This is a genomic window from Xylophilus sp. (genome assembly GCA_009914555.1).
Lineage (GTDB): Bacteria > Pseudomonadota > Gammaproteobacteria > Burkholderiales > Burkholderiaceae_C > WNDY01.
The window spans coordinates 19,959-36,369 of record WNDY01000001.1 but is presented as its reverse complement, the minus strand read 5'-3'; the positions used below and the strand labels follow the sequence as shown (position 1 = coordinate 36,369).

16 protein-coding genes and 3 pseudogenes are annotated in these 16,411 nt (G+C 70.2%); 14 read left to right on the top strand and 5 right to left on the bottom strand.

Annotation, left to right across the window (positions count from 1 at the left end; genetic code table 11):
• The first annotated feature begins 1 nt into the window (after nt 1).
• The 6 genes from GAK38_RS00200 (at nt 2) to GAK38_RS00175 (ending at nt 6,579) form a co-directional block, all read left to right on the top strand.
• A complete protein-coding gene (locus GAK38_RS00200; protein WP_325340385.1) occupies nt 2-685 on the top strand; it encodes an amino acid ABC transporter permease in 684 nt (227 codons plus the stop codon).
• Nucleotides 686-766: 81 nt separating this feature from the next.
• Nucleotides 767-1,900 carry a Re/Si-specific NAD(P)(+) transhydrogenase subunit alpha gene (locus tag GAK38_RS00195; RefSeq protein WP_325340383.1) on the top strand — a complete coding sequence of 378 codons (1,134 nt, stop codon included), beginning with the start codon at nt 767-769 and terminating at the stop codon, nt 1,898-1,900.
• 2 nt (nt 1,901-1,902) lie between these two features.
• Nucleotides 1,903-2,220 (top strand): NAD(P) transhydrogenase subunit alpha, encoded by a 318-nt coding sequence (locus GAK38_RS00190; protein WP_325340382.1) that lies wholly within the window; start codon nt 1,903-1,905, stop codon nt 2,218-2,220.
• Entirely contained in the window at nt 2,217-3,638 is a 1,422-nt protein-coding gene (locus tag GAK38_RS00185) for an NAD(P)(+) transhydrogenase (Re/Si-specific) subunit beta (RefSeq protein ID WP_325340380.1), read from the top strand. Before GAK38_RS00190 ends, GAK38_RS00185 begins: the two co-directional genes overlap by 4 nt.
• Nucleotides 3,639-3,748: 110 nt before the next feature.
• The gene (locus GAK38_RS00180) at nt 3,749-5,437 is read left to right on the top strand and encodes a long-chain-fatty-acid--CoA ligase (protein ID WP_325340378.1); all 1,689 of its coding nucleotides are present in this window, start codon (nt 3,749-3,751) and stop codon (nt 5,435-5,437) included.
• Between the two features lie 146 nt (nt 5,438-5,583).
• Nucleotides 5,584-6,579 carry an alpha/beta hydrolase gene (locus GAK38_RS00175; RefSeq protein WP_325340377.1) on the top strand — a complete coding sequence of 332 codons (996 nt, stop codon included), beginning with the start codon at nt 5,584-5,586 and terminating at the stop codon, nt 6,577-6,579.
• Between the two features lie 3 nt (nt 6,580-6,582).
• Here GAK38_RS00175 and GAK38_RS00170 read toward each other — a convergent pair whose 3' ends face one another.
• The 3 genes and pseudogenes from GAK38_RS00170 to GAK38_RS00160 form a co-directional block, all read right to left on the bottom strand.
• Nucleotides 6,583-7,302 carry a uracil-DNA glycosylase family protein gene (locus tag GAK38_RS00170; RefSeq protein ID WP_325340376.1) on the bottom strand — a complete coding sequence of 240 codons (720 nt, stop codon included), beginning with the start codon at nt 7,300-7,302 and terminating at the stop codon, nt 6,583-6,585.
• A gap of 18 nt (nt 7,303-7,320) precedes the next feature.
• A pseudogene (locus GAK38_RS00165) lies at nt 7,321-7,512 on the bottom strand (ribosomal protein S18-alanine N-acetyltransferase); the annotation flags it as partial.
• Nucleotides 7,513-7,631: 119 nt separating this feature from the next.
• Nucleotides 7,632-8,156 (bottom strand): flavin reductase family protein, encoded by a 525-nt coding sequence (locus GAK38_RS00160; protein WP_325340375.1) that lies wholly within the window; start codon nt 8,154-8,156, stop codon nt 7,632-7,634.
• Nucleotides 8,157-8,328: 172 nt separating this feature from the next.
• Here GAK38_RS00160 and GAK38_RS00155 point away from each other — a divergent pair, with 172 nt between their 5' ends.
• The 6 genes and pseudogenes from GAK38_RS00155 to GAK38_RS00130 all read left to right on the top strand — a co-directional run bounded on the left by GAK38_RS00155 (nt 8,329) and on the right by GAK38_RS00130 (nt 12,284).
• Nucleotides 8,329-9,120, top strand: coding sequence for an alpha/beta fold hydrolase (locus GAK38_RS00155; protein WP_325340373.1), 792 nt, complete (start codon nt 8,329-8,331; stop codon nt 9,118-9,120).
• A gap of 148 nt (nt 9,121-9,268) precedes the next feature.
• A complete protein-coding gene (locus tag GAK38_RS00150; protein ID WP_325340372.1) occupies nt 9,269-10,267 on the top strand; it encodes a Bug family tripartite tricarboxylate transporter substrate binding protein in 999 nt (332 codons plus the stop codon).
• 86 nt (nt 10,268-10,353) lie between these two features.
• Nucleotides 10,354-11,370 (top strand): D-cysteine desulfhydrase family protein, encoded by a 1,017-nt coding sequence (locus GAK38_RS00145; RefSeq protein ID WP_325340370.1) that lies wholly within the window; start codon nt 10,354-10,356, stop codon nt 11,368-11,370.
• Between the two features lie 95 nt (nt 11,371-11,465).
• Nucleotides 11,466-11,705 (top strand): DUF6139 family protein, encoded by a 240-nt coding sequence (locus tag GAK38_RS00140; protein WP_325340369.1) that lies wholly within the window; start codon nt 11,466-11,468, stop codon nt 11,703-11,705.
• A gap of 38 nt (nt 11,706-11,743) precedes the next feature.
• Nucleotides 11,744-12,082, top strand: a pseudogene (locus GAK38_RS00135) (nucleotidyltransferase family protein); the annotation flags it as partial.
• Between the two features lie 25 nt (nt 12,083-12,107).
• Nucleotides 12,108-12,284, top strand: coding sequence for a nucleotidyltransferase family protein (locus tag GAK38_RS00130; RefSeq protein WP_325340368.1), 177 nt, complete (start codon nt 12,108-12,110; stop codon nt 12,282-12,284).
• 27 nt (nt 12,285-12,311) lie between these two features.
• On the opposite strand, the gene GAK38_RS00125 is transcribed toward GAK38_RS00130, so the two are convergent.
• The gene (locus tag GAK38_RS00125) at nt 12,312-13,256 is read right to left on the bottom strand and encodes a LysR family transcriptional regulator (RefSeq protein ID WP_325340367.1); all 945 of its coding nucleotides are present in this window, start codon (nt 13,254-13,256) and stop codon (nt 12,312-12,314) included.
• 160 nt (nt 13,257-13,416) lie between these two features.
• Here GAK38_RS00125 and GAK38_RS00120 point away from each other — a divergent pair, with 160 nt between their 5' ends.
• Together GAK38_RS00120 and GAK38_RS00115 are read left to right on the top strand one after the other, a co-directional pair.
• Nucleotides 13,417-14,631, top strand: a complete 1,215-nt coding sequence (locus GAK38_RS00120) for a pyridoxal phosphate-dependent aminotransferase (protein ID WP_325340365.1) — start codon at nt 13,417-13,419, stop codon at nt 14,629-14,631.
• Between the two features lie 58 nt (nt 14,632-14,689).
• Complete coding sequence (locus GAK38_RS00115) at nt 14,690-15,679, top strand: Bug family tripartite tricarboxylate transporter substrate binding protein (protein WP_325340364.1); 990 nt, start codon at nt 14,690-14,692, stop codon at nt 15,677-15,679.
• Nucleotides 15,680-15,776: 97 nt separating this feature from the next.
• Here the strand turns inward: GAK38_RS00115 and GAK38_RS00110 are convergent.
• Nucleotides 15,777-16,346 (bottom strand): annotated as a pseudogene (locus GAK38_RS00110) (FAD-dependent oxidoreductase); the annotation flags it as partial.
• Between the last annotated feature and the right edge of the window lie 65 nt (nt 16,347-16,411).

The window sequence follows — 16,411 nt, the reverse complement described above, 5'->3', positions numbered from 1 at the left end:
CATGGATTTCTCCTTCCTCCGGGACGACCTCGGCTACCTGCTCTGGGGCACCTTCCCCGACGGCCCGCCGGGCGGCGCGCTGCTCACGCTGCTGCTGTCGGCGGGCTCCGGCGGCGCCTCGGCCGCGCTCGGCCTGGGCCTGGGCGTGCTGCTGGTGCTGCTGCGCGGCCCGGCGCTCGCGCTGCTGACGGCGGTGCTCGGCTTCCTGCGCGCGATTCCCGTGCTGATGCTGATCTTCTGGACCTACTTCCTGCTGCCCATCGTCGCCGGCGTGGCCGTGCCCGGCGTGGTGTCGGTGATGGCCGCGCTGGCGCTGGTGGGCGGCGCCTACTTGGCCCACGGCGTGGCTGCCGGCATCCGCGGCGTGAGCGCACAGCAGTGGGCGACCGCGCTCGCGCTGGGCTTCACGCGCTGGGGCGCGCTGCGCCACGTGGTGCTGCCGCAGGCGCTGCGCATGATGCTGCCCTCGTTCGTCAACCAGTGGGTCACGCTGGTCAAGGACAGCGCGCTGGCCTACATCGTCGGCGTGCAGGAGCTGTCGTTCCTGGCCACCCAGGTCAATGCGCGGGTCATGGTGCATCCGACCGAGGTGTTCCTCTTCGTCGGCGCGCTCTACTGGCTGCTGTGCAGCGCCCTCGACCTCGCCGCGCGTACGGCGGCGCGCCCACGACCGCTGACCGGCTGAGGCCATCGCGGGCCCGGCCGCGCAGGTGTCTTCATGTAAGCTATCCGTCAGTTACAACATCCCAAAAAGGGGGGAGACACCATGCTGATCGGAGTTCCATCCGAGACGGCTGCGGGCGAAACACGGGTGGCCGTGACGCCCGAGACGGCGCGCAAGCTCGTGGCGCAGGGCCACGTGCTGCAGATCGAGTCAGGCGCCGGCCGGGCCGCGAGCGCGACGGACGAAGCCTATGCGGCCGCTGGCGCGCAGCTCACCGACGCCGCCGGCGCCTGGGCCGCGGGCCTGGTGCTCAAGGTGCGCGGGCCCACCGCGGCCGAGGCCGCGCGCCTGCGACCGGGCCAGGCCGTGGCCGGCATGCTCGACCCGTTCGACGCCGCCGGCCTGCGACGCATCGCCGATGCCGGCGCCACCGGCTTCGCGCTGGAGGCCGCGCCGCGCACGACACGCGCGCAGAGCATGGACGTGCTTTCCTCCCAGGCCAACATCGCCGGCTACAAGGCGGTGATCGTCGCGGCCGACCGCTACCGGCGCTTCTTCCCGATGCTGATGACGGCCGCCGGCACGGTCAAGGCTGCGCGCGTGGTCGTGCTCGGCGTGGGCGTGGCCGGCCTGCAGGCCATCGCCACGGCCAAGCGGCTTGGCGCGGTGATCGAAGCCAGCGACGTGCGGCCCGCGGTGAAGGAACAGGTCGAGTCCCTGGGCGGCAGGTTCATCGACGTGCCCTACGAGACCGACGAGGAGCGCGAGGCCGCCGCCGGCACCGGCGGCTATGCCCGCCCCATGCCCGCGGGCTGGCTCGCGCGCCAGCAGGTGGAGGTCGCCAAGCGCGTGGCCCAGGCCGACGTGGTCATCGGCACCGCGCTGATCCCGGGCCGCCCGGCGCCCACGCTCGTCACCGAGGACATGGTGAAGTCGATGAAGCCGGGCTCGGTCATCGTCGACATCGCCGCCGGCAAGGGGCCGGGCGGCGAGGGCGGCAACTGCCCGCTGACGGTGGCCGGCCGGACGGTGGAGCGCCACGGCGTGACCCTCGTGGGCGAGACCAACCTGCCCGCTCTCGTTGCGGCCGATGCCTCGGCGCTCTATGCGCGCAACGTGCTCGACTTCCTCAAGCTGGTGCTGGACAAGGGCGCGGACGCCCTGCGCATCGACCTCGACGACGACATCGTCGCCGCCTGCCTCGTGGTGCACGAAGGCCAACTCCGGAGGGCCTGAGCATGGATGCGGTATCCCCCACCCTCGTCAACCTGACCATCTTCGTGCTGGCCATCTACGTGGGCTACCACGTGGTGTGGACGGTCACGCCCGCGCTGCACACGCCGCTGATGGCGGTGACCAACGCCATCTCGGCCATCGTCATCGTCGGCGCCATGCTGGCCGCCGCGCTCACCGAAACCGCGCTCGGCCGCACCATGGGCGTGCTGACCGTGGCGCTGGCGGCGGTCAACGTGTTCGGCGGCTTCCTCGTCACCCGGCGCATGCTGGAGATGTTCAGGAAGAAGGACAACAAGAAGGCCGGAGGCACCCGGCCATGAGCATGAACCTCGTCACGCTGCTCTACCTGGTCGCCAGCGTCTGCTTCATCCAGGCGCTGAAGGGCCTGAGCCATCCCACCACCTCGATCCGCGGCAACCTGTTCGGCATGGCCGGCATGGCGATCGCGGTGGCCACCACCGCGGCGCTGATCGTCACGCTGGACAGCGGCGCGCTCGGCCTGGGCTGGGTGCTGCTGGGCCTGCTGGCCGGCGGCACGGCCGGCGCCGTGATGGCGCAGCGGGTGGAGATGACCAAGATGCCCGAGCTGGTCGCCTTCATGCACAGCATGATCGGCCTGGCCGCGGTGTTCATCGCCGTGGCCGCCGTGGCCGAGCCCTGGGCCTTCGGCATCGCGGCGCACGGCCAGCCGATCCCGGGCGGCAACCGCATCGAGCTGGCGCTCGGCGCCTTCATCGGCGCGGTCACTTTCACCGGCTCGGTCATCGCGTTCGGCAAGCTCTCGGGCAAGTACAAATTCCGCCTGTTTCAGGGCGCGCCGGTGCGCTTTGCCCGCCAGCACACGCTCAACCTGCTGCTCGGGCTGGCCGCGGTGTTCTTCGTGTTCGGCTTCTGGCATTCGCAGAGCTGGGTCGACGTGCTGCTGGTGATCGCGCTGGGCCTGGCGCTGGGCGTGCTGCTCATCATCCCGATCGGCGGGGCCGACATGCCGGTGGTGGTGTCGATGCTCAACAGCTATTCGGGCTGGGCGGCCGCGGGCATCGGCTTCAGCCTGAACAACAGCATGCTGATCATCGCAGGCTCGCTGGTGGGCAGCTCGGGCGCGATCCTGAGCTACATCATGTGCAAAGCCATGAACCGCTCGTTCTTCAATGTGATTCTGGGCGGTTTTGGAGGCGACGCCGCGGCCGCGGCGTCGGGCGGCGGCGCTCAACGTTCGGTCAAGAGCGGCAGCGCCGACGACGCAGCCTTCGTGCTCGGCAACGCCGAGACGGTGGTCATCGTGCCCGGCTACGGCCTGGCCGTGGCGCGCGCGCAGCATGCGGTCAAGGAGCTGGCGGCCAAGCTGGTGGAGAAGGGCGTGACCGTCAAGTACGCCATCCACCCGGTGGCCGGCCGCATGCCCGGCCACATGAACGTGCTGCTGGCCGAGGCCGAGGTGCCCTACGACCAGGTGTTCGAGATGGAGGACATCAACGGCGAGTTCGGCCAGGCCGACGTGGCCATCGTCCTCGGCGCCAACGACGTGGTGAATCCGGCCGCACACACCAGGGGCAGCCCGATCTACGGCATGCCGATCCTGGAGGCGTACAAGGCCAAGACGGTGATCGTCAACAAGCGTTCGATGGCCGCCGGCTACGCGGGGCTGGACAACGAGCTGTTCTACCTCGACAAGACCATGATGGTCTTCGGCGACGCCAAGAAGGTCGTCGAGGACATGGCCAAGGCCATCGAGTAGCGGCCGGCACCCGCGGCGCGGGCGGGAAACCCCGCTCGTGCCGGTGTCCCCGCGGCCGCGACAATGCGCGTCCGCCTTCCCGTCGTGTACTCCCCAGGAGATGCCCCGACATGACCGACCGCCCCTGGCTCGGCAGCTATCCCGCCGGCGTGCCGGCCGACATCGACCCCACCGCCTATCCCTCGCTCGTGGCGCTGATGGAGGAGAGCTTCGCGCGCTATGCCGACCAGCCGGCCTTCAGCTTCATGGGGCGCGACCTGCGCTATGCCGAGGTGGACCGCGACAGCCGCGCCTTCGCGGCCTACCTCCAGGGGCTGGGCCTGGCGCGCGGCGACCGCGTGGCCATCATGATGCCCAACGTGCCGCAGTACCCGGTGGCGGTCGCGGCCATCCTGCGGGCCGGCTTCGTCGTGGTCAACGTCAACCCGCTCTACACCCCGCGCGAGCTGGAGCACCAGCTCAGGGACGCCGGCGCCAGGGCCATCGTCATCATCGAGAACTTTGCCGCCACGCTGGAGCAGTGCCTGGCTTCCACGCCGGTGAAGCACGTGGTGCTGGCCTCGCTGGGCGACCGGCTCGGCTGGCTCCAGGGCTCCCTCGTCAACGCGGCGGTGCGCCACGTGAAGAAGCTGGTGCCGCCCTACCGCCTGCCGGGCGCGGTCCGCTTCAACGACGCGCTGGCCGCCGGCGCGCGCCGCGCGCTGGCGCCCGCAGCCATCGGCCCCGACGACATTGCGCTGCTGCAATACACCGGCGGCACCACCGGCGTGAGCAAGGGCGCCGTGCTGCTGCACCGCAACGTGATCGCCAACGTCCTGCAGTCCGAGGCCTGGTACGAGCCGGCGCTGGCCAAGGTGCCGGCTGGTGAGCAACGCACCTGCATCTGCGCGCTGCCGCTTTACCACATCTTCGCGTTCACCGTGAACATGATGCTGTCCCTGCGCGTCGGCGCGAAGACCGTCCTCATCCCCAACCCGCGCGACCTCAAGGCCACGCTGGCCGAGCTGGCCCGGCACCGATTCCACAGCCTGCCCGCGGTCAACACGCTCTTCAACGGCCTGGTCAACCACCCGGACTTCGATACGGTGGACTGGAGCCACCTGAAGATCGCCGTCGGCGGCGGCATGGCGGTGCAGGCCGCCGTCGCCCAGCGCTGGCTGGAGAAGACCGGCTGCCCCATCGTCGAAGGCTACGGCCTGTCGGAGACCAGCCCCTCGGCCAGCTGCAACCCGACCGACAGCACCACCTTCACCGGCACCATCGGCCTGCCGCTGCCCTCCACCTGGATGAAGCTGGTGGACGACGAGGGCCGCGACGTCGCCCTGCCCGGCGAGCGCGGCGAGATCGTCATCAAGGGCCCGCAGGTCATGGCCGGCTACTGGCAGCGCCCCGACGAGACCGCGCGCGCCATGACGCCCGACGGCTACTTCCGCACCGGCGACATCGGCACCATGGACGCGCGCGGCTACTTCCGCATCGTCGACCGCAAGAAGGACATGATCCTCGTCAGCGGCTTCAACGTGTACCCCAACGAGGTCGAGGACGTGGTCGCCGCCCTGCCCGGCGTGCTCGAATGCGCGGCCGTCGGCGTGCCGGACGACAAGACCGGCGAGGCGGTCAAGCTGGTCATCGTGAAGAAGGACCCGGCGCTGACCGAGACCCAGGTCCATGCCTGGTGCAAGGAGGAACTTACCGGCTACAAGCGGCCGCGCACCATCGAGTTCCGCGACAGCCTGCCCAAGACGCCGGTCGGCAAGATCCTGCGGCGCGAACTGCGCGGGAAGGCCGCGGGTAGGTGAATATACCCCAGCCAGGTAGGGTGTTCAGGCGGGCAGCCAGTAACCGCATTCGGCCTATACCCCGGCCATGATAAGGGCGATGAGCGGATCGCAGGGCGGAAGATGCGTACCATTCTCATCCTTTCCCGTTGCCCGCCGTGCCCGCCATGCCTTCTGCTTCGCCGCTCCTGCGCCGCCGCCCGGTGCTGGTCGCTCCGCTCTCCCTGGCCTCCCTCGCCCTTGGCGCCGGCTGTGCCCAGACCGCGCCGGCGGCCGATGGCGCGCCCTGGCGCCTCGACGCATTCCATCTCGCCTCGGCCGACGGCCGGCGGCGCTACCGCATCCAGCTCGCCATCCCCCCCGGCGCTGCGCCTGCCGCCGGCCGGCCGGTCATCTACCTGCTCGACGGCGACGCGACCTTCGCCGAGATCACGCCGGCCGAGCGGGCCCGCCTGGCCGCTCTGCCGGACGGCGACGCGCCGGTCATCGCCGCCATCGGCTACGACACGGCCGCGCCGCTGCCGACCGACGGCGCCGCGCCCGCGCTGTCGCCGGTGCGCGCCTCCGGCATCGACGTGGCGGCCCGCGCCTACGACTACACACCGCGCGCCGTGGCCGACGGCCCGACGGCCGACGAGGCCGGCCGGCCCGGCGGCGGCGCCGATGCCTTCCTCGACCTCATCGAGCAGCGCATCCGCCCCGAGGTCGCGCGCCGCGTGCCCGCTGCGCTCGACCCGGCGCGGCAGACGTTCTGGGGCCACTCCTACGGCGGGCTGCTGACGGTCTATGCCTTCCTGACGCGCCCGGCGATGTTCACGCGCTTCGCCGCGGCCGACCCGTCGCTCTGGTGGCACGGCGGCTACGTGCTCCAGGTCGAGCGCCGGGCCGCGCCCCCGCCGGCCGGCCGCACGACCGAGCTGCTGGTGATGGCCGGCACCGGCGCAGCCGGTGGCGCCGCGCGGCCTGGCGTGGATGCCACGGCCGCCAGCCGCGCCCGCGCCGCCCGCGGCAGCCTGCCGCCGGACGCGGTTGCGCAGTTCGCCGCCCGCCAGGCGCAGCGCGGCGGTGTGCGGGGGAGCTTCCGCAGCTTCCCCGGCGTCAGCCACGGGCCGCTGCGGGCGGCGTCGCTGCCGCTGGCGCTGGAACTCGCGGCGAAAAGGTAAGGATCAGCGGACGGACCCGAGCGCCATGCACAGATCCGCCCAGGCCCGCCCCTTGTCGGCCGGGTTGCGCAGCAGATAGGGGGCATCGAAGGTGGCCACCGCCGGCACGCCGCCCACCTGGTGCACCTGCGCCCGCAGCCGGCCCAGCGGCTCGGTGCTGCGCAGCGCGGCCTGGGCGGCCACGCGGCCCATCAGCAGCACCATCGACGGCCGGAGCTGCGCGACCTGGGCTTGCAGTGCGGCATCGATGCCGCTGCCCGCTCCACCGGCGCCCGCCGCGGCCTCGCGGTGGATGCGCGCCAGGTGCACCCGCGGATGGCGGTGCAGCCGCAGCGCGCGCAGCATGTTGTCGAGCAGCCTGCCGGCGTCGCCGGCGAAGGCGCCGTCGGCCGCGCCCGGCAGCGCCTCGGCCACCACCAGCCAGCCGGCGCCCAGGTCGGCCGGCGCGGCGGCCGGGTCGACGTTCGCGTAGAGCAGCACGGGCTCGTGCAGCACCAGGCCGGGCGTGGCACCCGCGGGGGCGGCAGCGGGTGCAGCGGGGCGCTCCACCACGGCCGGCACAGCCGGTGCGCGGGCTGTCACGGCGGCCGACTCCGCTGCCACCCCAGGCGCTGGAGCCGGCGTAGCCATACCCTCGCGCGGCTGTGGCAGCCAGACGGTCACGCCCATCTCGCGCAGCATCGCGCGGTGGCGCCGGTCGAGGGAAAGCGAAGGGGAAGTCATCGGGCGATTGTCCACGCTCTAGAGCTTCAGGCTCATCACCACCGCATCCTCGCGCTGCCCCTCCAGCGAGGGGTAGTAGCGCTTCCTCTCGCCCACGCGGCGGTAGCCATGGGCCAGGTACACCTTCTGGGCGCGCAGGTTGCTCCTGCGCACCTCCAGCCACAGCCACTGCGCGCCCTCGCTGCGCGACCACAGCGCCAGCGCGTCGAGCCAGGCCTCGGTCAGCGGCTCGAAGCGGGCGTCGTCGGGGGAGTGGAAAAGGGCGCTCATGGCAAAGCTCCTGGCAGAGCGGTCGAGTGTGCCACCGGCGCGACTCTTTGCCCCTGGTCTCAGCCCAGCAGCCGTTCCGTATAGAAGCGCCCGCCGTGGTAGAGCAGCGGCGCGGCGCCGGCGCGGTGGCTGCAGCGCTCCACCTCGCCGACGAAGATCACATGGTCGCCCTCGTCGTAGCGGCTGCGGCTGAAGCATTCGAAGGTGGCCGCGGCGCCGGCCAGCAGCGGCGCGCCGGCCACGCCTTCGGTGAACGCGACGCCGGCGAAGCGGTCCACGCCGCGCGCGGCGAACTGCAGTGCCAGTTCGCGCTGGTCGGCCGCCAGCACGTTGATCGCGTAGTGGCTGCCGGCCTGGAGCGCCGGCATCGACGACGAGCTGTGCGCCAGGCTCCAGAGCACCAGCGGCGGATCGAGCGAGACCGAGTTGAACGAGCTGGCCGTCAGCCCGACCAGGCGGCCGTCGGCCGCGCGCAGCGTGACCACGGTGATGCCGGTGACGAACATGCCGAGGGCGTCGCGGAATTCGCGCGGGGAAAAGCCCGGCGGGCGGGCCTGCGAAGGCGTTGGAGGGACGGAAGGCACAGGAAGCGGGCTCGGATGCTGCGATGGATCATCGCCGGGTTCCGCGCGCGCCGGCGTCGGACCGGGACGGGCGGATCGGTCGGATATTATGGGCGGCCCGTTTCTCCCCGGCCGGCACGGGCCGCATTGCCCCCGTTGCGCCCCGGCGCGGCGGCTGCGCCGCCCGCCTTCCATGACCGCGCTCCCCACCTTCACCATCCTCGGCTCCGGCCCCACCGTGCTGCTGCTGCACGACGCCGATGGCGGCCACCTCACGTTCGCCCCCCAGGTCGAGACCCTGGCTGCCGCCGGCTACCGCGCCGTGGCCTGGAACATGCCGGGCTACGGCGCCAGCCCGCCGATCGAGCCCTATGGCTTCAAGGGCCTGGCCGAGCGCTGCACCACGCTGGTCCGGGCGCTGGCCGCGGCGCAGGGCGGCCCGGGCGGGCTCGCCGTCGTCGGCCACGGCATGGGCGCCATGGTGGCGCTGGAGCTGGCCGTGCGGCAGCCGGCGCTGGTCGAGCGCATGGTGTTCTGCGGCGGCCTGCCGGCCTGGTCGGCCGATGCGGCGCGCGACTGGGCCGGCCCGCGGCTGGCCGCGCTCGACAGCGGCATCGGCATGACCGCCCTGGCCGAGCGCCTGGTGCCGCAGCAGATCGGCCCCGGCGCGCTGCCCGAGGGCGTGCGCCTGGCCCAGCACGCGCTGGCCCAGGCGCACGAGGCGACCTACCGGCGCGCGCTGGCCGCGCTCGCGTCCTTCGACCGCCGCGCCGTGCTGCCGCAGCTGCACCTGCCGGCGCTGTTCGTCGCCGGCGGCCACGACCGCTGCGCGCCACCGGTCGTGCTGCGCGAGGCCGCGGCCGCCCTGCCGGGCGCGCGCTTGCACGCGCTGCCGGGCGTGGGCCACTGGCCGCAGCTGGAGGCGCCGGAAGAGTTCGACGCGCTGGTCCTCGACTTCCTCGCCGAGAAGCCGGTATGGCACTGACGGTGCGGAGTATGGTCTTGTAGCACTCGTCAGCCAAGCACCATGGAGGTGTAGAGCGGGGTGTATCCAGGCCGCTGCGGCCGCCGGCGGCGCTGCTACGATCCTGCGCGGCGCCGGCTCCTTCGGCGCGCCACGGAGACACGCCGCCATGCCCTCGAACCTTCTTCTGTCCGCCCGCCGCCGCCAGCTGCTGTTGGGTGCCCTCGCCGCCTCTGCCGTCGGCGGCGCAGCCCGCGCCCAGCCGGCCGCCTACCCGGCGCACCCGGTCACCGTCGTCGTGCCCCAGGGCGCCGGCGGCGCCAACGACGCGATCGCCCGCATCGTGCTGCAGCGCGTCTCGGAGCTGCTGGGCCAGCCCTTCGTGGTCGACAACCGCGTGGGCGCCGGCGGCAACATCGGCACCGCCTACACGGCCAAGGCCCGGCCCGACGGCCACACGCTGCTGCTCACCAGCGACAGCGCCCAGGTCATCGCGCCGGCGCTCTACAAGGCCCCGGGCTTCGACCCGGTGAAGGATTTCGTGCCGGTCGCGGCCATCGCCACCGCGGGCTACGTGCTGGTGGCCAACCCCTCGTTCCCGCCCAACAACGTGGCCGAACTCATCGCGCTGGCGAAACAGCGCCCCGGCGGGATCAGCTACGCCTCGGCCGGCAACGGCACGCTCAACCATCTGATCGTCGAGGTGCTGCGCAAGCAGGCCGGCATCGCGCTGCAGCACGTGCCCTACAAGTCCTCCGCCGCCGCCGCAGCGACCGACGTGGTCAGCGGCCAGGTTCCGCTGTCGGTGCAGAGCCTGCCGTCGTGCATCGGCTTCATCCACGCCGGCAAGCTCAAGGTGCTCGGCGTGGTCAACCCGCAGCGCGTGGCCGCGCTGCCGCAGTCGCCCACCATCGCCGAGACGCTGCCGGGCTTCGGCTTCACGCCGTGGTACGGTCTGTTCGCGCCCGCCGGCACGCCGGGCGACGTGGTCGCCAAACTGCACACGGCCGTCGGCCGGACGCTCGACGCGCGCGACGTGCAGGAGCGCCTGGCCCAGCAGGGCGCGCAGCCGTGGAAGCTCTCCTCGGCCGACTTCGGCGACGCGGTGGCGGCCGACCTGCCGCGCTGGGTCCGGATCGTCAAGGACTCCGGCGCCAAGGTGGAGTGATCTGAATACACTGTACTGTACCTGCCTGAGGCGTTCGTGGATCGGGCGCTGTACGAGGTTCCTCCCACCTGTATGAGTCCATTGCCATGACCGACCCGCTCGCTCCCTTCGCCCGCTTCCCCCTGGCCCACCAACCCACGCCGCTGGAGCCGCTGCCGCGCCTGTCGGCCCTGCTCGGCGGCCCGCGGCTGCACGTCAAGCGCGACGACTGCACCGGCCTCGCCTTCGGCGGCAACAAGGCGCGCAAGCTCGAATTCCTCGTGGCCGATGCGCTGGCGCAAGGCGCCGACATGCTCGTGACCGTCGGCGCGCTGCAGTCCAACCATGCCCGCATGACGGCCGCCGCCGCGGCCCGGGCCGGCCTGCGCTGCGGCCTGGTGCTGGAGGACCGCCAGCCGGACGCGCCCGAAGACTACCGCGCCTCGGGCAATGCCTGGCTCAACGGCTTCTTCGGTGCCGAGGTGGTCGCCTGGCGCGCGCCGCAGGCCGGCGACGCGGTGCTCGGCGCGTACCTCGACGGCCAGCGCGCGCAGGGCCGCAAGCCGTATGCGATCCCGGGCGGCGGCTCCTCGCCGCTGGGCGCGCTGGGCTATGCGGTGGCCGGGCGCGAACTGGCAACGCAGGCGCGCGACGTGGGGCTGGACCTGCGCGCCGTGGCGCTCGCCACCGGCAGCGGCGGCACCCAGGCCGGCCTGCTGGCGGGGCTCGCGCTGGCGGGTGCGCTGCCCCGGGTGGCGGTCACCGGCCACTGCGTGAGTCGCGCGGCCGATGTGCAGGCCGCCAAGGTGCGTGCGCTCGTGCGCGAGACATGCGGCCTGCTCGGCCTCGACGCGGCGGCCGCCGAGGCGGCTGTCCGCGCTGACGACCGCCAGGTTGGCCCCGGCTACGCCGCGCCTACCGACGCGATGCGCGAGGCCGTGCGCCTGCTCGCCGAGACCGAGGGCATCCTGCTCGACCCGGTCTACACCGGCAAGGCCTTCGCCGGCCTCGTGGCCGACGTGCGCGCGGGCCGCTGGCCGCGCGATGCCGACGTGGTGTTCCTGCACACCGGCGGCGCGCCAGGGCTGTTCGGGCATCGGTGGGTGTTCGGCCAAGCCCATTGAGGGCGGCCGGCGCTCGGGCGCTGTTCCTACGTACCGGCGCCGGGCCGTCGGGGTAAAGTGGTCCGTCCAACCCATCCAAGGAAAGGACCCCAACCATGCGCGTGGACATCTACCGCCGAGCCGAAGCCGATGGCAAGTTCTCCCACCTCGCCGTGCCCGAAGGCAAGCCGATTCCGCAGGAGGCGATCAACACCGACTGGGAAAGCGAGGCTCGCGGCAAGGAACTGGATGACGAGGCCGCGCGCTGGCCCGACTACGGCATCGAGCAGCCCGGCGCGCAGTTGCGCGAGAAGGGCTATGCCATCACCTCGCTGAAGGAACAGACGCCCGAGTAAGCAGGCAGGCGCCGGGGCGCAGCGCCCCTTGCGATCGCATGCGACGGCCTGCACAAGGAATACGCCATGCGTCCTCGCCATCTCCTGCGCTTCCGATCCGTCGCCGCCGCCCTGTTGGCCGGCGGTGCCAGGCCTACCTCGTGTGGGAGCACCTGCATAGCTATGGCGCGCCGTCGCACCTGGCGGACATCGACCTGGCCTACTTCGATGCATTGGAGCCGCTGGGGATGGAGCAGGGGTACCAGCAGCGGATCGTGCGGGCATGCCCGCAACGGCCCTGGAAGGTGACCAACCAGGCACATGTGCACCGGTGGTTCGAACGCCATTTCGGCCATGCGGTGCGCCCCCTGCGGTCGTTGGAAGACGCGGTCGCCTCCTGGTCCGAATTATTTCGCCACGTCCGTGGGGGTCAGGCTGTCGGACGCCGATGCGCTCGAGGTCATCGAACCGCTGGGGCTGGACGATTTGTTCGGCGTGCGCGTCCGGCGCAACCCGGCGCGGGTGAGCGTCGAGACCTTTCGCAGCCGTATCGCCCAGAAGAGGTATGCAGAGCGCCGTCCGAACGTCAAGGTCCAGTAAGCGTGACGGGCGCGGGTGGTCGAACCCTCATCCCGCCGATACGAGAGGTACCGATTCGAGCGTATGGGGCCAATAGGCTGGCGGTCGCCGAAAGTCGCATATCGCAGCAGCTCTTTCTGCGATCGCGGTCAATGCGGGGTTGAAAGGATCCGGCCACCAAATCGCGCTGAACCCCATCGTCGGCGGAGAGGGATCGCTCTCGATGACCCGGATCAAGCCGGCAGCAATATCTTCCAGGACATAGGCGAGAGGCAACTGCGTCACCCCCATACCGGCAATCGTCAGATCTCTGAGGACGGTTAGGCTATTGGTCTCCAAAGTGGTTTTGAAATTGAAGCCATTTTCCGCGCGCCAAGCAGCATAAAAAAGGCTCTTTGCCGAGCCGGCAGACTGCTCCAGCGCGGTCAGTCCCGCGAACTCGCCGGGTTTGAGCGGGCGCGATGGGATATCCAGCCGCGGGCTGGCCATCCAGGGGTCTTCGACGCGACCCACCTCGATGATACAGAAGCCTTCGCCCCATCCTCCGCCAGGTAGCAAGGCCATGTCGATGCGGTGTGCCCGCAGCGCATCGAAGAGCCTGAGGCCCGCATCAATAACCGGTTCTACCCGCAACTCCGGATGGTCGGCCTGGAGCAATTGGAGAAGTCGGGTAAGCCATGTCAGCGCGGTCAACTCGGTCGCTCCAAGCTTGACAGTTCCACGCAACTGCCGTGTGGGCCGAAGCTCATGCGCGATCCGTTCGCGCAGGTTCAGCGTTTGCTTGGCCAGTGGCAGCAGGTGCTGGCCGGCGGCAGTGGGCACTAGGCCCTGTGGCACGCGGTGCAGCAACCGCTCGGCCAGGTCGGATTCCAGTTCGGCTACGCGCTTGGAAATGGCCGACTGCGTGGTGTGCAGGCGCAGTGCCGCTGCGCTGAAGCTGCCGAGCGTGGCCGCGAAGTAAAAAGCTTCGAGTTGCTTGAAAGTGAAGTTCATGCCCAGGCTCGATTGATCCAGAGAGGAAACGCGGCAAGTTGGATGCCAGGAAATTTCGGAATGGAGCGGCACGCGGATTAATCGTTTTCAGAAGTTTGGGGTGCGCCGGACACTGCGCTGCACAGCCCCTTTCAACACCAGAACGAAGGCACCGCTCGCAATGCCACACGCTATCCAGATCGCCGACCGCCTCCAACGGATCAAACCCTCACCCAGTTCCATGGCAGGGCAGCGCGCCCGTGCTTTGCGCGCCCAAGGCCGAGACATCATCTCGCTAACCACGGGTGAGCCCGACTTTCCCACCCCGCCACACATCATCGAGGCTGCCTACCGAGCCATGCTGGCCGGCCAGACGCGCTACACCGACGTGGGCGGCACGCCTGCACTGCGGGAGGCCGTTGCAGGGAAGTTTCGGCGCGAGAACGGTTTGGACTGCAGTCCTGGGGAGACCATCGTCAGCACGGGAGCCAAGCAGGTGGTCTTCAGTGCGCTACTGTGTACTGTGCAGTCTGGCGACGAGGTCATCGTGCCGACGCCTTATTGGGTGTCCTACCCGGACATCGTGCTGCTGGCCGAAGGCCGGCCGGTCTTCGTGAACTGCCCGGCCGCGCGTGGCTTCAAGCTGCAGCCCGAAGACCTGGAGCAGGCCATCACGCCGCGCACCAAATGGCTGGTGCTGAACTCGCCCAACAATCCCAGCGGCGCCGCTTATACCACCCAGGAACTGGTCGCTCTGGCCCAGGTGCTGAAGCGCCATCCTCATGTATGGGTGATGACCGACGACATCTACGAGCACCTGATCTACGACGGTCAGGTCTTCGCCACTATGGCGCAGGCCGCACCCTTCATGCGCGACCGCACGCTCACCATCAACGGTACTTCCAAGGCCTATGCCATGACCGGCTGGCGTATCGGCTATGCCGCAGCCCCTCAGGCACTCATCAAGGCCATGGTGAAGCTGCAGTCGCAAAGCACTTCCAATCCCAGTTCGGTGGGGCAGGCCGCGGCGCTGGCAGCGCTGACCGGGCCGCAGGAGTTCATCGGAGTCCACTGCCAGCTGTTCGAGCGCCGGCGCAACCTAGTCGCCGATGGGCTGGATGCCATCGATGGCATCGCATGTCCCCGTCCGAACGGCGCCTTCTACACCTTTGCTTCCTGCGAAGGGCTGTTTGGCCGTCGTACGCCGCAGGGCAAGGCGATTACCTCCAGCGAGGAATTCACCGAATATCTGCTGCCAAGCCAGAACGTAGCCACCCTGCATGGAGGAGCCTATGGCATGCCAAGCCACTTCCGCATTTCCTTCGCCACCACCAAGGAATGTTTGGCCGAGAGTATTCGCCGCATCGCCGTAGCGGTCGCCTCGCTGGACGCTTGAGGTCGGCGCACGGTTTCCCCCCCTGTTTCCTCCTGCCCCTGTACTGCCGAGAACCACCATGAGCTACTCACCTCTCCTGTCCCGGCTGCGTCTGGCCGCGGCCGCCATGCTCCTGTCGGCCCTGGTTGCGCCGCCGATCCTGGCCCAGGTCCACTTCCCCAGTCGCCAGGTGCGCATGCTGGTCGGCTTCTCGCCAGGCGGCTCCAATGACATCATCGCGCGCTTGGTGGCTCCAGGCATGGCCGAGGTACTGGGTCAGTCGGTGGTGATCGAAAATCGGCCCGGTGCAGGCGGCAACATCGCGGCGGACCAGATGGTAAAGTCGACCGACGGCCATACGGTGTTGATTTGTACGACAGGCTCGCTGTCCATCCTCCCGCACCTGCAGCCTTACCCCACCTTCAACCCCGAGACCGATATCCAGCCGGTTTCGCTGATAGCCAATACGCCGCTGTTCCTGGCTATCAATCCCAAGATTCCAGCCACCAATGTTACCGAGTTGATCGCCTACGCCAAAGCCAATCCGGGCAAGATTAATTTCGCCTCCTCGGGCAACGGCACCACTGGCCACCTGGCTGGCGAGATGTTCAAGAGCCAGACTGGCATCGACATCGTGCATGTGCCCTACAAGGGTACCGGCCAGGTGATTGCGGACATCCTGGCCGGTGAGGTTTCGATGATGTTCGACCAGCCGGTCAGCTCCTACCAGTACGTGAAGGCCGGCAAGCTCAGGGCGCTGGCCATTGCCAGCATGAAACGGCTCCCTGCCTTACCCGACCTGCCTACCATGGCCGAATCCGGCTTGCTAGGTTTCGACCCCTTGCCCTGGACTGGACTGTGCGCGCCCAGGAGCATGCCTGCAGCCCATGTCGCAGTACTGCAGCGTGCCTTGGTCAAGGCACTGCGTCAGCCCGAAATCATCCAGCGTCTGCAGCAGGACGGCGTGGAACCAGTGGGCAACACACCTGAAGAATTTCGTCGCTTCCTGGTAGGCGACAAGCGCAAATGGGGAAACGTCATCAAGTCGGCTGGTATCAGGCTGGAATGAAGCCTTCGTCAGCTTTGGCCACTCCATATCCTGCACATGCCGGCCCGCGCTAGAAGTGAATGCTTGGCTTGCCGACCTCGAAAAACCAGTTTTCCGATCAAGCCCGCTGCGGCGACGAGTCGGCCGGGTCGACGCCTGCGTCGGCCAATCCTGTTGGCAGCGCTTCGCCCAGCAGCAGTGCACGCGCCAGCTGCGCGGCGCCGGCCGCGCTCTGGATGCCGTAGCCGCCCTGTGCCGTCAGCCAGAAGGAGCCTTCGACCCGCGACTCCCAGCCGATCACCATGTCGCCCACGAAGAAGCGCAGCCCCCGCCCAGGTGCGCAGCGGCCGGCGGATCTGCATCATCGTCGCCTCGCCGATGCAGTGGATGCCCAGGGCCACGTCCGGTTCCTCGGGCACCACGTCGTGCGGCGCCACGTCGATCCCAGCAGCACGCCAGCGTCGGGCTTGAAGTAGCAGCTCTCGCCGATGCCGAGCACGGCCGGCCAGCCGTGCACCCCGCGCCGTCGGGCGGCGCGAGGGTGAAGGCGCTGCGACGGCGCGGCTCGATACCGAGCGGCGGCACGCCGGCCAGCGTGACGGTCCATATGCCGCCGGCACGCGGGGGTGGTGACCTCGGCGTCGGTCCACAGCGCGCCGCCGCGACGGCGCAGGTCGCGCAGGTAGCCCACGCGGGCCACCACGGCCTGACGGTAGCGCCAGACCGTTCAGCCCGACGTGCAGGCCGCGATCC

Bases quoted from the DNA above. Each gene is read 5' to 3' on its own strand.
- GAK38_RS00200 (WP_325340385.1), top strand. From the start codon at position 2: ATGGATTTCTCCTTCCTCCGGGACGACCTCGGCTACCTGCTCTGGGGC.
- GAK38_RS00195 (WP_325340383.1), top strand. From the start codon at position 767: ATGCTGATCGGAGTTCCATCCGAGACGGCTGCGGGCGAAACACGGGTG.
- GAK38_RS00190 (WP_325340382.1), top strand. From the start codon at position 1,903: ATGGATGCGGTATCCCCCACCCTCGTCAACCTGACCATCTTCGTGCTG.
- GAK38_RS00185 (WP_325340380.1), top strand. From the start codon at position 2,217: ATGAGCATGAACCTCGTCACGCTGCTCTACCTGGTCGCCAGCGTCTGC.
- GAK38_RS00180 (WP_325340378.1), top strand. From the start codon at position 3,749: ATGACCGACCGCCCCTGGCTCGGCAGCTATCCCGCCGGCGTGCCGGCC.
- GAK38_RS00175 (WP_325340377.1), top strand. From the start codon at position 5,584: ATGCCTTCTGCTTCGCCGCTCCTGCGCCGCCGCCCGGTGCTGGTCGCT.
- GAK38_RS00170 (WP_325340376.1), bottom strand. From the start codon at position 7,302: ATGACTTCCCCTTCGCTTTCCCTCGACCGGCGCCACCGCGCGATGCTG.
- GAK38_RS00155 (WP_325340373.1), top strand. From the start codon at position 8,329: ATGACCGCGCTCCCCACCTTCACCATCCTCGGCTCCGGCCCCACCGTG.
- GAK38_RS00150 (WP_325340372.1), top strand. From the start codon at position 9,269: ATGCCCTCGAACCTTCTTCTGTCCGCCCGCCGCCGCCAGCTGCTGTTG.
- GAK38_RS00145 (WP_325340370.1), top strand. From the start codon at position 10,354: ATGACCGACCCGCTCGCTCCCTTCGCCCGCTTCCCCCTGGCCCACCAA.
- GAK38_RS00140 (WP_325340369.1), top strand. From the start codon at position 11,466: ATGCGCGTGGACATCTACCGCCGAGCCGAAGCCGATGGCAAGTTCTCC.
- GAK38_RS00125 (WP_325340367.1), bottom strand. From the start codon at position 13,256: ATGAACTTCACTTTCAAGCAACTCGAAGCTTTTTACTTCGCGGCCACG.
- GAK38_RS00120 (WP_325340365.1), top strand. From the start codon at position 13,417: ATGCCACACGCTATCCAGATCGCCGACCGCCTCCAACGGATCAAACCC.
- GAK38_RS00115 (WP_325340364.1), top strand. From the start codon at position 14,690: ATGAGCTACTCACCTCTCCTGTCCCGGCTGCGTCTGGCCGCGGCCGCC.